The 14,654-nt window shown below is 74.2% G+C and carries 14 protein-coding genes; 8 read left to right on the top strand and 6 right to left on the bottom strand.

The annotated features are described in order from the left end of the window. Positions 1-395: 395 nt before the first annotated feature. Complete coding sequence (locus ACZ4U1_RS36175) at positions 396-1,289, top strand: glycosyltransferase family 2 protein (RefSeq protein ID WP_467908406.1); 894 nt, start codon at positions 396-398, stop codon at positions 1,287-1,289. A gap of 452 nt (positions 1,290-1,741) precedes the next feature. Continuing rightward, positions 1,742-5,386: an AfsR/SARP family transcriptional regulator gene (locus ACZ4U1_RS36170; protein ID WP_467908405.1), complete on the top strand. Its 3,645-nt coding sequence runs from the start codon at positions 1,742-1,744 to the stop codon at positions 5,384-5,386. Positions 5,387-5,405: 19 nt separating this feature from the next. Here the strand turns inward: ACZ4U1_RS36170 and ACZ4U1_RS36165 are convergent, their stop codons facing one another. Further along, positions 5,406-7,103 carry a bifunctional 3'-5' exonuclease/DNA polymerase gene (locus tag ACZ4U1_RS36165; RefSeq protein WP_467908404.1) on the bottom strand — a complete coding sequence of 566 codons (1,698 nt, stop codon included), beginning with the start codon at positions 7,101-7,103 and terminating at the stop codon, positions 5,406-5,408. Between the two features lie 58 nt (positions 7,104-7,161). Continuing rightward, entirely contained in the window at positions 7,162-7,941 is a 780-nt protein-coding gene (locus tag ACZ4U1_RS36160; RefSeq protein WP_467908403.1) for a Clp protease N-terminal domain-containing protein, read from the bottom strand. A 136-nt stretch (positions 7,942-8,077) separates the two neighbouring features. Between ACZ4U1_RS36160 and ACZ4U1_RS36155 the strand changes: the two genes are divergently transcribed. Then, positions 8,078-9,187: a DUF2786 domain-containing protein gene (locus ACZ4U1_RS36155; protein ID WP_467908402.1), complete on the top strand. Its 1,110-nt coding sequence runs from the start codon at positions 8,078-8,080 to the stop codon at positions 9,185-9,187. 1,134 nt (positions 9,188-10,321) lie between these two features. Here ACZ4U1_RS36155 and ACZ4U1_RS36150 read toward each other — a convergent pair. The 4 genes from ACZ4U1_RS36150 to rpmB form a co-directional block, all read right to left on the bottom strand. Beyond that, entirely contained in the window at positions 10,322-10,837 is a 516-nt protein-coding gene (locus tag ACZ4U1_RS36150) for a DUF4232 domain-containing protein (protein WP_467908401.1), read from the bottom strand. A gap of 103 nt (positions 10,838-10,940) precedes the next feature. Beyond that, complete coding sequence (locus ACZ4U1_RS36145; RefSeq protein WP_467908400.1) at positions 10,941-11,459, bottom strand: hypothetical protein; 519 nt, start codon at positions 11,457-11,459, stop codon at positions 10,941-10,943. A 338-nt stretch (positions 11,460-11,797) separates the two neighbouring features. Then, positions 11,798-12,103 carry a 30S ribosomal protein S14 gene (gene rpsN / locus ACZ4U1_RS36140; protein WP_467908399.1) on the bottom strand — a complete coding sequence of 102 codons (306 nt, stop codon included), beginning with the start codon at positions 12,101-12,103 and terminating at the stop codon, positions 11,798-11,800. Continuing rightward, positions 12,103-12,339 (bottom strand): 50S ribosomal protein L28, encoded by a 237-nt coding sequence (rpmB, locus tag ACZ4U1_RS36135; protein WP_344352841.1) that lies wholly within the window; start codon positions 12,337-12,339, stop codon positions 12,103-12,105. The genes rpsN and rpmB overlap by 1 nt, the downstream gene beginning before the upstream one ends. 61 nt (positions 12,340-12,400) lie before the next feature. Between rpmB and rpmG the strand changes: the two genes are divergently transcribed. The 5 genes from rpmG to ACZ4U1_RS36110 all read left to right on the top strand — a co-directional run bounded on the left by rpmG (position 12,401) and on the right by ACZ4U1_RS36110 (position 14,651). Next, positions 12,401-12,565: a 50S ribosomal protein L33 gene (rpmG, locus tag ACZ4U1_RS36130; protein ID WP_201843023.1), complete on the top strand. Its 165-nt coding sequence runs from the start codon at positions 12,401-12,403 to the stop codon at positions 12,563-12,565. Between the two features lie 8 nt (positions 12,566-12,573). Continuing rightward, positions 12,574-12,837 carry a type B 50S ribosomal protein L31 gene (locus ACZ4U1_RS36125; protein ID WP_467908398.1) on the top strand — a complete coding sequence of 88 codons (264 nt, stop codon included), beginning with the start codon at positions 12,574-12,576 and terminating at the stop codon, positions 12,835-12,837. Further along, positions 12,834-13,976: a CobW family GTP-binding protein gene (locus ACZ4U1_RS36120; protein WP_467908397.1), complete on the top strand. Its 1,143-nt coding sequence runs from the start codon at positions 12,834-12,836 to the stop codon at positions 13,974-13,976. The genes ACZ4U1_RS36125 and ACZ4U1_RS36120 overlap by 4 nt, the downstream gene beginning before the upstream one ends. Then, complete coding sequence (gene rpsR / locus ACZ4U1_RS36115) at positions 13,976-14,209, top strand: 30S ribosomal protein S18 (RefSeq protein WP_467908396.1); 234 nt, start codon at positions 13,976-13,978, stop codon at positions 14,207-14,209. The genes ACZ4U1_RS36120 and rpsR overlap by 1 nt, the downstream gene beginning before the upstream one ends. A gap of 67 nt (positions 14,210-14,276) precedes the next feature. Beyond that, positions 14,277-14,651, top strand: coding sequence for a VOC family protein (locus ACZ4U1_RS36110; protein ID WP_467908395.1), 375 nt, complete (start codon positions 14,277-14,279; stop codon positions 14,649-14,651). Positions 14,652-14,654 lie beyond the last annotated feature (3 nt).

The following is a 14,654-nucleotide window of genomic DNA, read 5'->3' as shown; positions in this document are numbered from 1 at the left end:
ACGGGCGGCCCCTTTCCATCCTGGGAGGGCGGCAGATCCGACGCATCTCGGCCGCCCGCGACTGTGACGCATGCAACGCGTCCGGCGAGGAGGGAGCAGCACGGTGCCGCGGCTCGGCGGGGAAAACGCCGCGTCGAGGAATCGTGGCGCGGAGGAATCGTGACGCGGAGGAATCGTTGCGCCGAGGAATCCTGGCGTCGAGGAGCCCTGGCGTCGAGGAGCCGTGACGTCAAGGAATCCTGGCCCGAGGAATCCTGGCGACAAAACCGGATCAAAGACCCGGCAAAGTGAATCGGCGCCCGGTGAACCCGCGGACCTGAGGCAACATCTTGGTGAACAGCGGGCAGCGCGCGGTCGGGGCGCGCTGCCTTCGTCGGCCGGATGGGGTGAGGGACGTGGCGGAGCCGAGGATCGCGGTCGCCGTGGTGACCATGGGCAACCGGCCCGCCGAGGTCGACGCCCTGCTGGAGTCCGTGGCCAAGCAGGACCTCGCCCCCGTCCGCATCGTCATCGTCGGCAACGGCTGCCGGCTGCCCGAGTTCGCCCGCCGGCTCTCCCTGCCCGGCGAGGTCACCACCATCGACGTCGAGGAGAACCTCGGCTGCCCGGGCGGCCGGAACGTCGCGCTCGCCCGGCTGCGGGAGTTCGGGGACGTCGACGTCGTCGTGGAACTGGACGACGACGGGCTGCTCGTCGACGCCGATGTGCTGCGGCGCGTACGGGACCTGTACGCCGCCGATCCGCGCCTCGGCATCGTCGGCTTCCGCATCGCCGACGAGCACGGCGAGACCCAGCAACGGCATGTGCCCCGCGTGGGCAAGTCCGATCCGATGCGCGGGGGTTACGTCACCGGCTTCCTCGGCGGCGGGCACGCCCTGCGCATGGCGATGCTCGCCGAGACCGGGGACTGGCCCGCCGAGTTCTTCTTCGCGCACGAGGAGACCGACCTCGCCTGGCGGGCCGCCGACGCCGGCTGGGAGATCCTGTACGCCCCCGAGCTGCTCCTCCAGCACCCGAAGACCTCTCCGGCCCGCCACGCCATCTACTACCGGGTCAACGCCCGCAACCGTGTCTGGCTCGTCCGGCGTCGGCTGCCGCTGCCGCTCATCCCGGTGCACCTCGGGCTGTGGACGCTCCTCACCCTCGCCCGCACCCGCTCCCTGCCGGGGCTCAAGGCGTGGTTCGGCGGGTTCGCGGAGGGGCTGCGGGAGCCGGCCGGTGAGCGGCGGCCGATGCGCTGGCGGACGGTCTGGCGGCTGACCCGGCTGGGGCGCCCGCCGGTGATCTGAGCCGCGCGGCGAACCGGAAGACCAGAAGAGAAGAGCAACCAGGGGAAGGGGAGACGGGACGGGGGCCCCGGTCGTTCACCTCCGCCGGCCGGGGCCCTGGTCGTCCCCGGATCCAACCTGCGGCGACACTCCCCCGAGTTACGCGTCGTACGCGCGCGCCGTCGGGCCGGATCCGATGGAATGATCACATCAGGATTCGCCAACGGATCGCTAACATGTGGCCAACGGTTCGTCGGCGGGTAGCGGAGCGGTTGGCCGGAACTCGTCCGGCGGCAGCGCCAACAGCCCGTCCGGACCGGGGGATTCCGGTGCCGGCCGACGGTCGGCCGACGGGCAGAAGGTGGCGGGAAACCGCCCAGGACAGGGCGGATTTCCGCCAGGCGACGGTGGGCACCCGCCCGCCGCGGAGCGCGGTCGGCCCCGGCCGCGCGGGAAGGCAGTGGAGCGGCGTGATGCGGCGGTGCGAGCTGCGCTTCGGACTGCTGGGACCGCCGGTCCTCTACGACCGACCGCCGTACGAGATCTCGTACGGCGCCTCTGCCGGAACTCCCGGCGGCGCCTCTGCCGACCCTCTGGGCGACGCCTCTGCCGATCCTCTGGGCAGCCCCTCTCCTCGAGCCCCCGGTGAGCCCGCCGCCGGCAGCCCGGCCGAGACGACCGGCGCCGGGGCCCCCCACACACCCACGGCCTCCGCCGACTACATCCTTGACGACACCCCTGACGACACCCCCGACCACGGCGTCCGGGCCATCGGCAGCCCCAAGGTCCGCGCCCTGCTCGCCACCCTGCTGCTGGAGCCCGGCCGAGTCGTATCGGTCGAGGCGCTGAAGGACGCGTTGTGGGGCGGCGCGCCGCCCGTCTCCGCGCAGGCCTCCCTGCACAACCACGTCACCCGGCTGCGCCGGCTCCTGGACGACCCCGAGCGGCTCAGGGCCGTACCGCCGGGCTACGTCCTGCGGGTCGACCACGGTGAGCTGGACGTGCACGTCTTCGACTCCCGGGTCGCCGAGGCGCGGTCCGCGCACGCCCGGCGCGACTGGCCGGGTGTCGTCCGGGCCTGCGCCGGCGCGCTCGCGCTCTGGCGCGGCACCCCGCTCAGCGGACTCCCCGCCGACATCGGCGGCTACGCCCTCGTGCAGCGCCTGGAGGAGGCCCGGCTGCTCCTGCTGGAGTGGCGGTACGACGCCGAACTGGCCCTCGGCGGCGCTCGCTTGGCCGCGCTCATCCCCGAACTGGCGGCCCTGGTCGCGGAGTATCCGCTGCGCGAGGCGTACCACCGCCAGCTCATGCTCGCCCTGCACCGCACCGGCCGCCAGGCCGAGGCCCTCGCCGTCCACCGCGATCTGCGTGCCCGCCTGGTGGAGGAACTGGGCATCGAACCCGGCACGGCGGTCCGCGAGGCGCATGTCGAGGTGCTGCGGGGGAGCGGCGCGGGCCGGCGGGACGAGCAGTACGGCGATCCGCATCCGGGCGACCAGGACCGCCGGCTGTGGCAAAACCGTCAGCCGTGGCAGGACGGACAGCGGCAGGAGGGGCAGCGGCGACAGGACGGACAGCAGCGACAGGAGGGCCAGCAGCGGCGGAGCGGACCGCCGCGGCAGGGCGAACAGCCGCGCCCGGACGGGCAGTCGCACCCGGACGGGCAGTCGCCCCCGGACGGGCAGTCACCCCCGGACGGGCAGTCACGCCATGACGGGCAGCCGCATCAGGACGCCGACCTGCCCGCCGCCACCACCGCCACCGCCGGCGCCCCCACCTTCCCGGAGGTCTCCGGGAAGGTGGGAGATACAGAGGACGTGGAGAGCAGCGCGGGAGTCTCCGCCTCCCCGGCACCCCCCACCTCCGCACCGGACCCTGACCGGCCGACCGCACGGCAGACCCCCCGCCCGGCCCAACTACCCGCACCGCCGGCCCACTTCACCGGCCGTGCCGACGTACGCCGGCAGCTGCGGCGCGCGCTGACCGAGCCCGCCGCCCCGGCCCCTGCCGTCGCGGTGATCAGCGGTATGGCCGGCGTCGGCAAGAGCGCGCTGGCCCTGCATGTCGCCCATGAGCTGAGGGAACGTTTCACTGACGGCCAGCTCTATGTGAACCTGCACGGCGCCACCCCCGGCATGACCCCGCTCACCGCCGCGCAGGCGCTCGCCGCGCTGCTGCGCGACCTGGGCGCCGAGCCCCGGAACATCCCGGAACACCCTGATGCCGCCGCCGCGTTGCTCCGTTCACTGCTCGCACCCGCGCGCATCCTGCTGGTGCTGGACGACGCGGCGAACGCGGCCCAGGTACGGCCCCTGCTGCCGGCCGGGCCCGGCTGCGCGGTGATCGTCACCAGCCGTTCGCCGCTCACCGCGCTCGACGGCGCGCGGCGCTTCCCGCTCTCCCCGCTGACCGGCGAGGACAGCGCGGCCCTGCTGCGCGCGGTGAGCGGGCGGGCGGGACTGGACGCCGGCCATCCGCTGGTCGAGCTGACCGGGCGGCTCCCGCTGGCGCTGCGCGTGGTCGCCGCCCGGCTGGCGGCCCGCCGCGCCCTCACCCCGGACGTCCTCGCCGGGCAACTCGCCGAGACGGGCGGACGGTTGCGTCACCTGGAGTACGACGACCTGAGCGTCCGCCGCTCCCTGGCCGTCGCCCACGACGCGCTGGCCGCCGCCGAGCGCGAGGCCGACCGGGACGCGGCCCTCGCCCTGCGCCACATCGGCGCGCTCGACCTGCCGACCTACGGCGCCCCGCTGATCGCCCGCCTCACCGGCACCGACGAGCGCCGCGCCGAGGCCGCCCTGGACCGCCTGGTCGACGTCGCCCTCCTGGAGGAGACGGCGTACGGCCGCTACGCACCCCACGACCTGGTCCGCGACTTCGCCCGCGAACTGGCGGACGCCGAGGACGCCGAGAACGCCGAGACCCCCGAGGACGCCGACGGCGCACGGCCGGTCGCGGACCCGGCCGTCACGCCGGAGACTCCGGGGGCACCCGACCTGACCGCCCTGCGCTGGTACGCCGCCGTGGCCGAGCGGGTGTTGACGGCCGTCGTGGAGCCGGGGCTCGATCAGGACGACCGGCGGCGGCCGACCTCTGCGCAGCCGGAGGGGCACGCGGCGGACGTGGCCGCGCTGGCGCCCTTCGAGTCGGCCGAGGAGGCCTTCGCCTGGGGCGAGGTGGAGCTGGAGAACGTCGTCGCGCTGGTGGAGCGGAACGAGGACACCGGCGATCGGCGCACGGCCGCCCATCTCTCGGCGCTCGTACGGCTGCTGTTCCCGTATGCGCAGCGCAGCGGCCGGGTCGCGGAGATGGAGGTGCTGGGGCGTGCCGCGCTCGGTACGGCGCGGCGGCTCGGGGACCCGGCGGCCGAGGCGTACGCCCTCGGTGACCTGGCGGGCCTGCACTTCCTGACCGGCCGGCAGAACGACGCCCTCGCCCTCACCGACCAGGCCCTTCGGATCTGGGAGCGGCTGGGCAGGGCCTCCCGGATCCGGCGCTGCCTGAACAACCGCGGGCTGCTGCTGGAGGGGCTCGGGCGGTTCGAGGAGTCGGGGGAGGCGTTGCGGCAGAGCCTCGCCTACTCGCGGCTGCTGAACGACCCCTACGGCGAGGCTGTCACCCGCAGCCACCTCGGCAACCTCTACGAGCACACCGACCCGCGCGCCGCCATCGAGCAGCACCGGCGCTCGCTGGCGATCGGAAACGCCATCGGCGCGGTCATCGTGCAGCACTCGGCGCACTGCAACATCGGCTACGCCCATCTCACCCTCGGTGAACCGGCGGCCGCGGCCGGGCACTTCGAGGAGAGCCTGCGCATCCTCGGCGGCCACGGTGACTGGCACGGCGAGTCCCAGACCCGGCTCGGCCTGGTCCGCGCGCTGCGGCAGCTCGGGGAGGCCGAGCGGGCGGCCGGCGAGTGCGCCGAGCTGCTGCGCCGGGCCGACGCCCGCGCCGACCGCTACATGGGCGGGCTCGCCCTGCACCAGCACGGTCTGCTGCTGCGTGAGCAGGGGCGGCGGACGGAGGCGTACGACGCCTGGCGCGCGGCCCGCGAGGCGCTGGACGGCACGGACGAGCAGGCTGTCCTGGCCGAGCTTCGGGAGCTTCTGGAGGGCTGACCGGGCCTTGCGGAGCAGCTCACTTGGCGTCGGCATAGCACTCCACCACCGCCGTCGTGAACGGGAACCGCACCGGTGTGTCGCCGAAGGTCAGCCGGCCGGCGAGGGCGGCGGAGTCGCGGATGGCCTGGACGACGGCGTCGGCCTCCTCGGCGGGGCAGTGCACGATCACCTCGTCGTGCTGGAAGAAGACCAGCTCGGCCGCCATGTCCCACAGCGTGCGGCGCAGCGCGGCGAGCAGCAGCAGGGCCCAGTCGGCGGCGCTGCCCTGGACCACGAAGTTGCGCGCGAAACGGCCCCGCGCGCGGGAGTTGGTGGAGGCGTAGCCGGGGACCCAGGCGGTCTGGCCCTCCGGCTCCTCCTCGCCGGCCGGACCGACCGGGATGCCCGCCTCCTCCGCCGCGTCCTCGCCCGCCCCGGCGGCCGGCGGACAGGTGCGGCCCAGCCAGGTGCGCACCAGCCGGCCCTCCTCGCCCGCGCGGGCCGCCTCGTCGACGTAGGCGACGGCCTTGGGGAAGCGGCGGCGGAGCGCGGCGAGGTTCTTCAGGCCGTCGCCGGAGGTCTGGCCGTAGACCGCGCCGAGCACGGCGAGCTTGGCCTGGTTCCGGTCACCGGAGAAGGCGCGGTCGGAGACGGACTGGTAGAGGTCGCTGTCGCGTCCGGCCACCTCCATCAGGCCGGGGTCGCGGGAGATCGCGGCGAGCACCCGCGGCTCCATCTGGTCGGCGTCGGCCACCACCAGCCGCCAGCCGGGGTCGGCCACCACGGCCCGGCGGATCACCTTGGGGATCTGCAGGGCGCCCCCGCCGTTGGTCACCCAGCGCCCGGTGACCGTGCCGCCGGCGAGGAACTCGGGGCGGAACCGGCCGTCGCGCACCCAGTCCTGCAGCCAGGACCAGCCGTGCGCCACCCAGATGCGGTACAGCTTCTTGTACTCCAGCAGCGGCGCGACGGCCGGGTGGTCGACGGACTGGATCTCCCAGCGGCGGGTCGACTTCACCTTGATCCCGGCCTGCGCGAAGGCCTTGATCACATCGGCGGGCAGATCGGGCCGCACCCGGCGGCCGAAGGCGGCGGAGACCTGGTCGGCCAGCTCGGCGAGGCGGCGCGGCTCGCCCCCGCCGGCGTACCGCTCACCGAGCAGGTCGCGCAGCAGCTCGCGGTGGACCTCGGCGCTCCAGGGCAGGCCCGCGTGGTTCATCTCGGCGGCCACCAGCATCCCCGCCGACTCGGCGGCGGTGAGCAGCCGCATCCGGTCGGGGTGGGCGGCCTTCTCGTGCCGCTTCAGTTGCTCGGCGTAGACCGCGAGCAGGTCCGGCAGGGGCAGCCGGGTGCCGGCGGGCTCGAACAGCGGGGACTGGGCGCCCGGTTCGGCCGCGCGCTGCGGCGGGTCGGGCGGTACGGGGCCGCCGCGGAGGCGGGCCAGGGCGGCGGCGGCCGAGCGCGGCTCGCCGTACCGTCCCTCGTGGCCCAGCAGGAGGGTTTCGGCGTCCTCGATGTCGTAGCACCGCTCCACTCGCACCCCCGTGGCGAGCAGTCGCGGGTAGACCTCGGGGGTCGACCGCCACACCCAGCGCGTCACCTCCGGGCGGCTCCGCACCGCCTCGGCGGGATCGCTCTCCCACCGCACCGGCCCGGCGGGCAGCCCTCCCGGGCCGAGGGGGGCGATGTCCACGCCTCCGTCCTCGGCCGGTGCGAGCGCCCACCGGTCGGTCATGAGTGCGAGTGTGGCAGGGGGGTCTGACAATCGCTCCGACCTGCGGATTCGGCCCTCTTCAGTCCTGGCCGGGCTCCGTGGATCCGGTCGCCGACCCGGCTGCCGCGGCCGCCTCCTTCTTCTGCTCCAGCAGCAGCGACAACACCTTGCCGACGTACTCCTCGGTGCCCGCCTTGGTGATGCCGAGACCGCTGAGGACGCCCTCGCCGTTCTCGTGCTCCAGCAGGGCGAGCAGGAGGTGCTCGGTGCCGATGTAGTTGTGGCCGAGCCGGAGGGCCTCGCGGAAGGTGAGTTCCAGGACCTTCTTGGCCTCGGGGCCGTAGGGGACGAGCTCGGGGACGTCGTCCGCGGCGGGCGGGAGCGCGGCGGTGGCGGCCTGGCGTACGGCGTCCAGCGGGACGCCCTGAGCGGTGATCGCCTTCGCGGCCAGGCCCTCCGGCTCGGCCAGCAGCCCGAGGAGCAGGTGCTCGGGGCGGCCCTCGGCGTTGCGGGCGGCCACCGCCTCGTTGTGCGCGGCCATGACCACGTTCCGCGCGCGCGGGGTGTAGCGGCTGAAGCCCTGGCTGAGGTCGAGGTCGGCGGACTCCTTGGGCACGAACCGCTTCTGCGCCGCCTGCCGGGTCACGCCCATGCTCCGCCCGATGTCGGTCCAGGACGCGCCCGAGCGGCGGGCCTGGTCGACGAAGTGCCCGATCAGGTGGTCGGCCACGTCACCGAGGTGATCGGCGGCGATCACCGCGTCCTGGAGCTGGTCGAGGGGTTCGGTGTGAACCTTCTTGATCGCCTCGATGAGGTCGTCGAGACGCACGGATGCCGTGATGTTCGGGTTGGTCGCCATACTGTCAACCGTAGGTTGCGCCGCGAGGGCTGTCAACTGATGGTTGACAGTGCACTGTTTCTGTTTCCATGGCCGCTGTCCACAGCCTGTGGACGGCCACCCCGCGCTGTCGGTCGGCCGTGGCACGATCGACGGCGTGACCAGTACCGCCAGCACCGTCGAACGGGCCTTCCGGGCCGCCCTCTACGACGACACCGACACCGGCCTCGACACGGGCGCCTCCCTGCTCGCCGCCGACCCCGCCGCCGACGCCGAACTCACGCGGCGCGGCGAGGACTTCGTGGCGACGGCCTGGCAACGCGGCTGGCAGCCCGCCGACGTCGTACGGCTGGTGCGGCGGGAGCTGGACGAGGAGCACGTCCGCCTGGCCGCCGCGCTGATCCGCGCGCAGGCCGGCCGGGACCGTCCGCGCGGGCACCGCTGGGCCGGCCAGCTGGCGGCGCTGCCCGCCGGCCCCGACCGCACCGCCGACCGCTTCTCGCACGCCACGGCCGTCCTCGAGCTGTACCGCCTGCTGCTGCGGCTGCCCGCCCTGGAGCCCCTGGAGGAGGAGCCCCGGCGCGCCCCCGGCCCGGCCGCCTCCCGCATGCTCACCCGCATCCGCGCGCTGCTCGCCAAGGCCGAGGCGACCGGCTACCCGGAGGAGGCGGAGGCACTCACCGCCAAGGCGCAGGAGCTGATGGCCCGGCACAGCGTCGACGAGGCGCTGCTCGCCGCCGAGGCGCCCGCGCCGGACGCGCCCGGCGCCTGCCGCATCGGGGTCGAGCCGCCGTACGAACAGGCCAAGGCGGTCCTGCTGGACGCGGTGGCCACGGCGAACCACTGCCGCGCGGTGTGGAACGAACCGCTCGGCTTCTCCACGGTCGTCGGCTTCGAGGCGGACCTGGAGGCGGTCGAACTGCTCTACACCTCGCTGCTGGTGCAGGCCACGCACGCGATGACCAGGGCGGAGGCCGCCCAGCGGGCCGGCGGACGCAAGCGGACCAAGACCTTCCGGCAGTCGTTCCTCGCGGCCTACGCACACCGGGTGGGCGACCGGCTCGCGGCCGCCGCCGAAACCCAGGTGACCCAGGATCTGCTGCCGGTGCTGGCCACGCGCGCGATAGCCGTCACCGGCCGGCTGGAGCGCATGTTCCCGGAGACCACCACCACCCGGCTCCGCGGGGTGAGCGACGCGGCAGGCTGGACCGAGGGCGCCCGCGCGGCGGACCAGGCCCAGGTCAGAGCCCGCCGCCGGTTGGAGTAACGCCCGCGGCAGCGGCGAACGCCGCCCTGACTCGCGCCGGCTGGAGCGAACGCCCCCGGCGGGAGTGAGGTCCCGTGGCCCCCGGGGCGAGGCTTTGCGGCCCTCTGCGTGAAGGGCCGGCGGACGGGGCCCAGGCCAGGGCCCGTCGGCGGCTGGACTGGCGCCCGCGGCCGGAGCGAACGCCCCCGGCGGGAGTGAGGTCCCGTGGCCCCCGGGGCTAGGCTTTGCGGCCCTCTGCGTGAAGGGCCGGCGGACGGGGCCCAGGCCAGGGCCCGTCGGCGGCTGGACTGGCGCCCGCGGCCGGAGCGAACGCCCCCGGCGGGAGTGAGGTCCCGTGGCCCCCGGGGCTAGGCTCCGCGGCCCTCTGCGTGAAGGGCCGGCGGACGGGGCCCAGGCCAGGGCCCGCCGACGGCTGGACTGGCGTCCGCGGCCGGAGCGACCGCAGGCGCCCTGGCTGAGGCGAGGCCCTCGGCCGGGGTGAACGCCTGCGGACGGGGCGAATACCCCTGGGTGGAGCGAGGCCTGCCGGCCGGAGCGAGCGCCCCCGGCTGGGGCGACGCCCTGCGGTCGTGGCGAAGGGCAGATGGGGCCCCGGACTGAGGGACTAGCGGGCCCGGTGGGCGGTGAGGCCCCGCGGCCTTCTGGGTAAACGACCCGCCGGACCGGGTCCAGGCCATGGCCCGTCCAGGCTGGAGTAGCCCGCAGCCGGGGCGAACACCGCTCCTGGCTGGAGCGATGCCCTCGGCCGGAGTGAGGACCTGCGGCCTCTGAAGTGAGGCGCCCGGAGTGAGGCCCCGCGGCCCCCGGCTGGGGTGAGGCCCCGCGGCTCTCTGGGTGACTCGCCGGTCCGGGCCCGGAGCAGGGCCCGCCCGCGGCTGGAGTAGCCCGTGCACGGGGTGAACGCCGCGACCGGCTGGAGTGAAGCCCTCGGCCGGAGTGAGGACCTGCGGCCTCTGAAGTGAGGCCCCCGGAGTGAGGCCCCGCGGCCCCCGGCTGGGGTGAGGCCCTCGGCCGGAGTGAGGACCTGCGGCCTCTGAAGTGAGGCCCCCGGAGTGAGGCCCCGCGGCCCCCGGCCCCCAGCCCCCGGATCGAGGACCCGCGGCCCGGAGTGAGAAGCGCCGGAGTCCGCGTGGTTCAGTCGCCGACCTGCTGGAACGCGCTCACGGAGGCGTCCGGGCCGCTGCCGTCGGACTTGCCGGCGACCGGGCCGTACTTCCACGGGAAGCTGCGGGCGGTGTCCGTTCCGGGCAGGGTGATCTTCACGGTCTTCGCGGCCAGGGCGTTCTTGGCGCCGTCGGCTCCGCGCACGTAGCTGATGGAGAAGGACGCGGAGTCGCCCTTGGCCAGCTCCAGCTTCTGGGCCTTCGCGCCCTTGAGCACGGGCACCGCGGCCTTGCCGGCGCCGTCGCCCAGGACGACCTGCGGGAAGTGGTCCAGGGTGCAGGGGGCGCTCTGGTTGGTGATGCTCACCGGGATCTCGCCGGTGTCGCCGGCGGCCGGGGCCACGCTCGCCGAGCCGATCTGCACGGAGACCCCGCCGATCTCGCAGGCGGAACCGCTCTTGCCGTTCTTGTCCCCGCCGCTGTCGTCGCAGGCGGTCAGCAGCAGGGCGGCGGCGAGGACGGTGACGGTGAGCGGAGTGGCGCGCATGAGCAGGTTCCCATCGAGGTAGTGACGGTCTCCTCGCATCATGGCCCCTGCACCCGGGGCGCGATCACGCGCCCCGGCCCGATTCACCGCTTCAGGGGCGCCTTCACTGCTTCACGGGTGCCGTCGGCAGCCCCGAAGGCAGCTTGCCGCCCTCCGCCTTGGTGTACGTCTCCTGGCCGGTCTTGCCCGACCAGGTCACCTTCAGCGTCGTACCGTTCACCGAGTCGACCATGCCGGTGGTGCGTTCCTTGCCGCCGTCGGGGCAGGTCAGGTGGATCATCCGCATGCCGTCCTCGGCGCCCGCGGTCCCGCTGCACACCGTCCCGCCGGTCGCGAAGACCCCGGCCTGCTTCCCGGTGATCACCAGGGCCACGATCTTGCCGTCGGCGGTGGTGATCCAGCTGCCCTGGAGCTTGGCGGAAGCGCCGGTCACCCCTGGCGAGGCCGTACCCGCCGACGACCCGGACGCCCCCGGCGAAGCCGAGGCCGACGCACCGTCCTTGTTCCCGGAACCGCCGCCCCCGTCGTCCCCGGAACCACCGCTGCACGCCGTCAGCGCCAGCACCCCCGCCAGTCCCGCGGCCAAGGCCGCGCCCCGCACCCTCGCAGTCGCACCTGTCACCGGAAAAGCTCCCTCCGCGGTAGCGGCCGGCCGCCCTCGCCGGACGGCCCGCAGCGCAAGCTACCAGCATTGATGTGCAGCGCATCGGTCTCCAGGCCGGCTGGTCTTGTGCGGTGCTGATCGCGCGGAGCGCCACGGTGGCGGTGCGGCGGATCCGGGCGTGAAGGTCCAGGCCGACCGGTTCGGCTGCTCGATGTACTGGTCGGACCTGGCGAAGATCGATCAGGCGCGGGTCAGTCCACGGAAGCCCGCCCGATGCCCGTGCCGCACAGCGGCACGGCACCGGACGAGCAGGCCGGAACCTCCTTCCCCCAGGAGGGAGAGCGGGTCGACGGCAGTTACCAGGAGGCCTTCCGGACCCCGGGCAGGTGACCCTGGTGGGCCTGTTCGCGCAGGCCGACCCGGGACAGCCCGAACGTGCGCAGATAGCCGCGCGGGCGGCCGTCGATCTGGTCGCGGTTGCGCACGCGCGTGGCGCTGGCGTCCCGCGGCTGCCGGCGCAGTTCCCGCTGGGCGGTGAGCCGTTCGGCCTCGGGGGTGGAGGGCCGGCGGATGATCTCCTTCAGCTCGGCGCGGCGCTCGGCGTACCGGGCGACGATCTCCTTGCGCCGCTCGTTCTTCGCGATCTTGCTCTTCTTCGCCATCAGACCCTCACTCCCCGGGCACGGATGCGGGCGACGGCCGCCTCGACGCCGATCGCGTCCACCGTCTTCACGGCCTTCGCGCTCAGCCGCAGCCGGACGTACCGGCCCTCGCCGGGCAGCCAGTACCGCTTGGTCTGGATGTTCGGGTCGAAACGGCGCGAGGTGCGCCGGTGGGAGTGGGAGATCCGGTTGCCGAAGCCCGGCCGGGCCCCGGTGAGCATGCAGTGTGCGGACACGGTGACGTAGCTCTCCTCAGACGCTGATGCTAATGGAATTCATTTTCAGTAAGGTAGCAGCATGGCACGCAACGAACTCCGCCCGGTCATCAAGCTCCGGTCCACCGCCGGAACCGGCTACACCTACGTGACCCGCAAGAACCGCCGCAACGACCCGGACCGCATGGTGCTGCGCAAGTACGACCCGGTCGCCGGCCGCCACGTCGACTTCCGAGAGGAGCGCTGACCCCCGCCATGCGCAAGGGAATCCACCCCGAGTACGGGCCGGTCGTCTTCCGTGACCGGGCCGCGAACCACGCCTTCCTCACCCGCTCGACGCTCGTCGGCAGGCCGAGCGGCAGGACGATCGAGTGGGAGGACGGCAACACCTACCCGGTCGTGGACGTGGAGATCTCCGACGTCAGCCACCCCTTCTACACCGGTACCGCGCGCGTGCTGGACACCGCCGGACGCGTGGAGCGCTTCGAGCGCAGGTACGGCAAGCGGGGCGGGGCGTGAGCCTGTCGGTGGCCGTCGTGGCCGGGCTGCACGCCGCGGCCCGCACGGCGGCCACAAGCCGGCTGCTCGCCGACGTGCCCGGGAGCGTCGTACTCCACCACGATCTCGCGACGGCCGCCGCCGGCACGGTCGTACGGACGGTCCGCGACCGTGACGGTGTCCTGTCCACGGGGGAGACGCCCCTGGTCAACGACTGTGCGTGCTGCGCGCTGCGCGAGGATCTGGTGCCCGAGCTGCGCCGGCTCGCCGACGCCGGCACGACCCGGCTGGCGGTCGTCGAGCTGTGGGACTCGGTCGAGCCCAAGGCGATGGCCGAGGTGATCGCGTCCGGCGGGCTGACCGTCACCTCCGTGATCACGGCCGTCGACCCGGCGCTGGTGCTGCCGTACCTCGGCAACGGCGACGATCTCGCCGAGGCCGGGCTCGCCGCGGCCGCCACCGACCAGCGCACGGTCGCCGACACCTTCGCCCGGCAGCTGGAGTACGCCCCCGTGCTCGCCGTCGCCGACTCCCCGGAGGCCGACGACGAGGACCGCGAGCTGCTCACGCAGCTCCATCCCACGGCCCGCCGGGTCCCGATCGGGGCGGACGCCCGCTCCCCGGAGTCGCTCGCGCGGGCCGCCCTGGCCGGGTTCGACGTGGAGGCCGCGGCCGCCGCCCAGCACCCGGCCTGCGCGCTGCTGCCCCAGGAGGCCGACGACCACGGCGTCTCCACCCTGGTCTGGCACCGCCGCCGGCCCTTCCACCCGGAGCGGCTGTACGCGGCGCTGGAGGACCTGACCTGCGCCGCCGCGCGCAGCCGGGGTCGGTTCTGGCTCGCGGACAAGCCGGACACGCTGCTGCACTGGGACGCGGCCGGCGGCGCGCTGTGCGTGGAGAGCGCCGGGCCCTGGCTGGCCGCGCTGCCGGACGCGGCCTGGGAGATGGTCCCGCCGGTGCGCCGGGCCGCGGCGGCCCTGGACTGGCACCCCGAGCACGGCGACCGCTGCAACCACCTGGTCTTCACCTCGCCCGCCCTCGACCGCGACGGACTCGCGCACCTGCTGGAGTCCTGCCTGCTCACCGACGCCGAGTACGCCGCCGGGCGGGACTCCTGGAGGAAGCTCCCGCCCGCCTTCGACACCCTGCTGGAGGTCTGATGCCTCGCAAGAGCGACCGCAAGCCGGTCCGTACCCGCCCCAACCCCCTGGACCAGGCGGGGGTGACCTACATCGACTACAAGGACACCGATCTGTTGCGGAAGTTCGTCTCGGACCGCGGCAAGATCCGCAGCCGCCGGGTCACCCGGGTCACCGCCCAGCAGCAGCGGCTGCTGGCCCGCGCCGTCAAGAACGCCCGGGAGATGGCCCTGCTGCCGTACTCGAGTCGGTGATCACGCGCATAGGTAGGCGTTTCCCTACGCTTGACTGGTAGGGAAACGCCTACCTATTGTCGTACCCATGACCATCACGCACGCCTCCTTCGTCACCCTCCCCGTCTCCGACCAGGACCGCGCCCTGCGCTTCTACCGCGACGTCCTCGGCTTCGAGGTCACCGCCGACCGGGACATGCCCCAGGGGCGCTGGCTCCAGGTGGCCCCCGAGGGCGCGCAGACCGTCTTCACGCTGTCCGGTCCGGGTATGGGCGGCTTCGAGCCCGGATCCGCGCGGGGGATCATGTTGGTCACGACCGATGTCGACGCGGACTGTGCCCGGCTCACCGCGGCCGGCACCACCGTGCAGGGTCCGGACGAACTCCCCTGGGGGCGGATGGCCTCCTTCACGGACCCCGACGGCAACGGTCTGATGCTGCTGACGGAGAAGGAAGGCTTCTGACCG

The sequence above is a fragment of the Streptomyces sp. NPDC028928 genome (assembly GCF_055564915.1).
Note: the sequence above shows the minus strand (reverse complement) of the source record. Positions and strands in the feature narration are given on the sequence as shown.

Bases quoted from the DNA above. Each gene is read 5' to 3' on its own strand.
- ACZ4U1_RS36170 (WP_467908405.1), top strand. From the start codon at position 1,742: ATGCGGCGGTGCGAGCTGCGCTTCGGACTGCTGGGACCGCCGGTCCTC.
- ACZ4U1_RS36165 (WP_467908404.1), bottom strand. From the start codon at position 7,103: ATGACCGACCGGTGGGCGCTCGCACCGGCCGAGGACGGAGGCGTGGAC.
- ACZ4U1_RS36160 (WP_467908403.1), bottom strand. From the start codon at position 7,941: ATGGCGACCAACCCGAACATCACGGCATCCGTGCGTCTCGACGACCTC.
- ACZ4U1_RS36150 (WP_467908401.1), bottom strand. From the start codon at position 10,837: ATGCGCGCCACTCCGCTCACCGTCACCGTCCTCGCCGCCGCCCTGCTG.
- rpsN (WP_467908399.1), bottom strand. From the start codon at position 12,103: ATGGCGAAGAAGAGCAAGATCGCGAAGAACGAGCGGCGCAAGGAGATC.
- rpmG (WP_201843023.1), top strand. From the start codon at position 12,401: ATGGCACGCAACGAACTCCGCCCGGTCATCAAGCTCCGGTCCACCGCC.
- ACZ4U1_RS36125 (WP_467908398.1), top strand. From the start codon at position 12,574: ATGCGCAAGGGAATCCACCCCGAGTACGGGCCGGTCGTCTTCCGTGAC.
- rpsR (WP_467908396.1), top strand. From the start codon at position 13,976: ATGCCTCGCAAGAGCGACCGCAAGCCGGTCCGTACCCGCCCCAACCCC.
- ACZ4U1_RS36110 (WP_467908395.1), top strand. From the start codon at position 14,277: ATGACCATCACGCACGCCTCCTTCGTCACCCTCCCCGTCTCCGACCAG.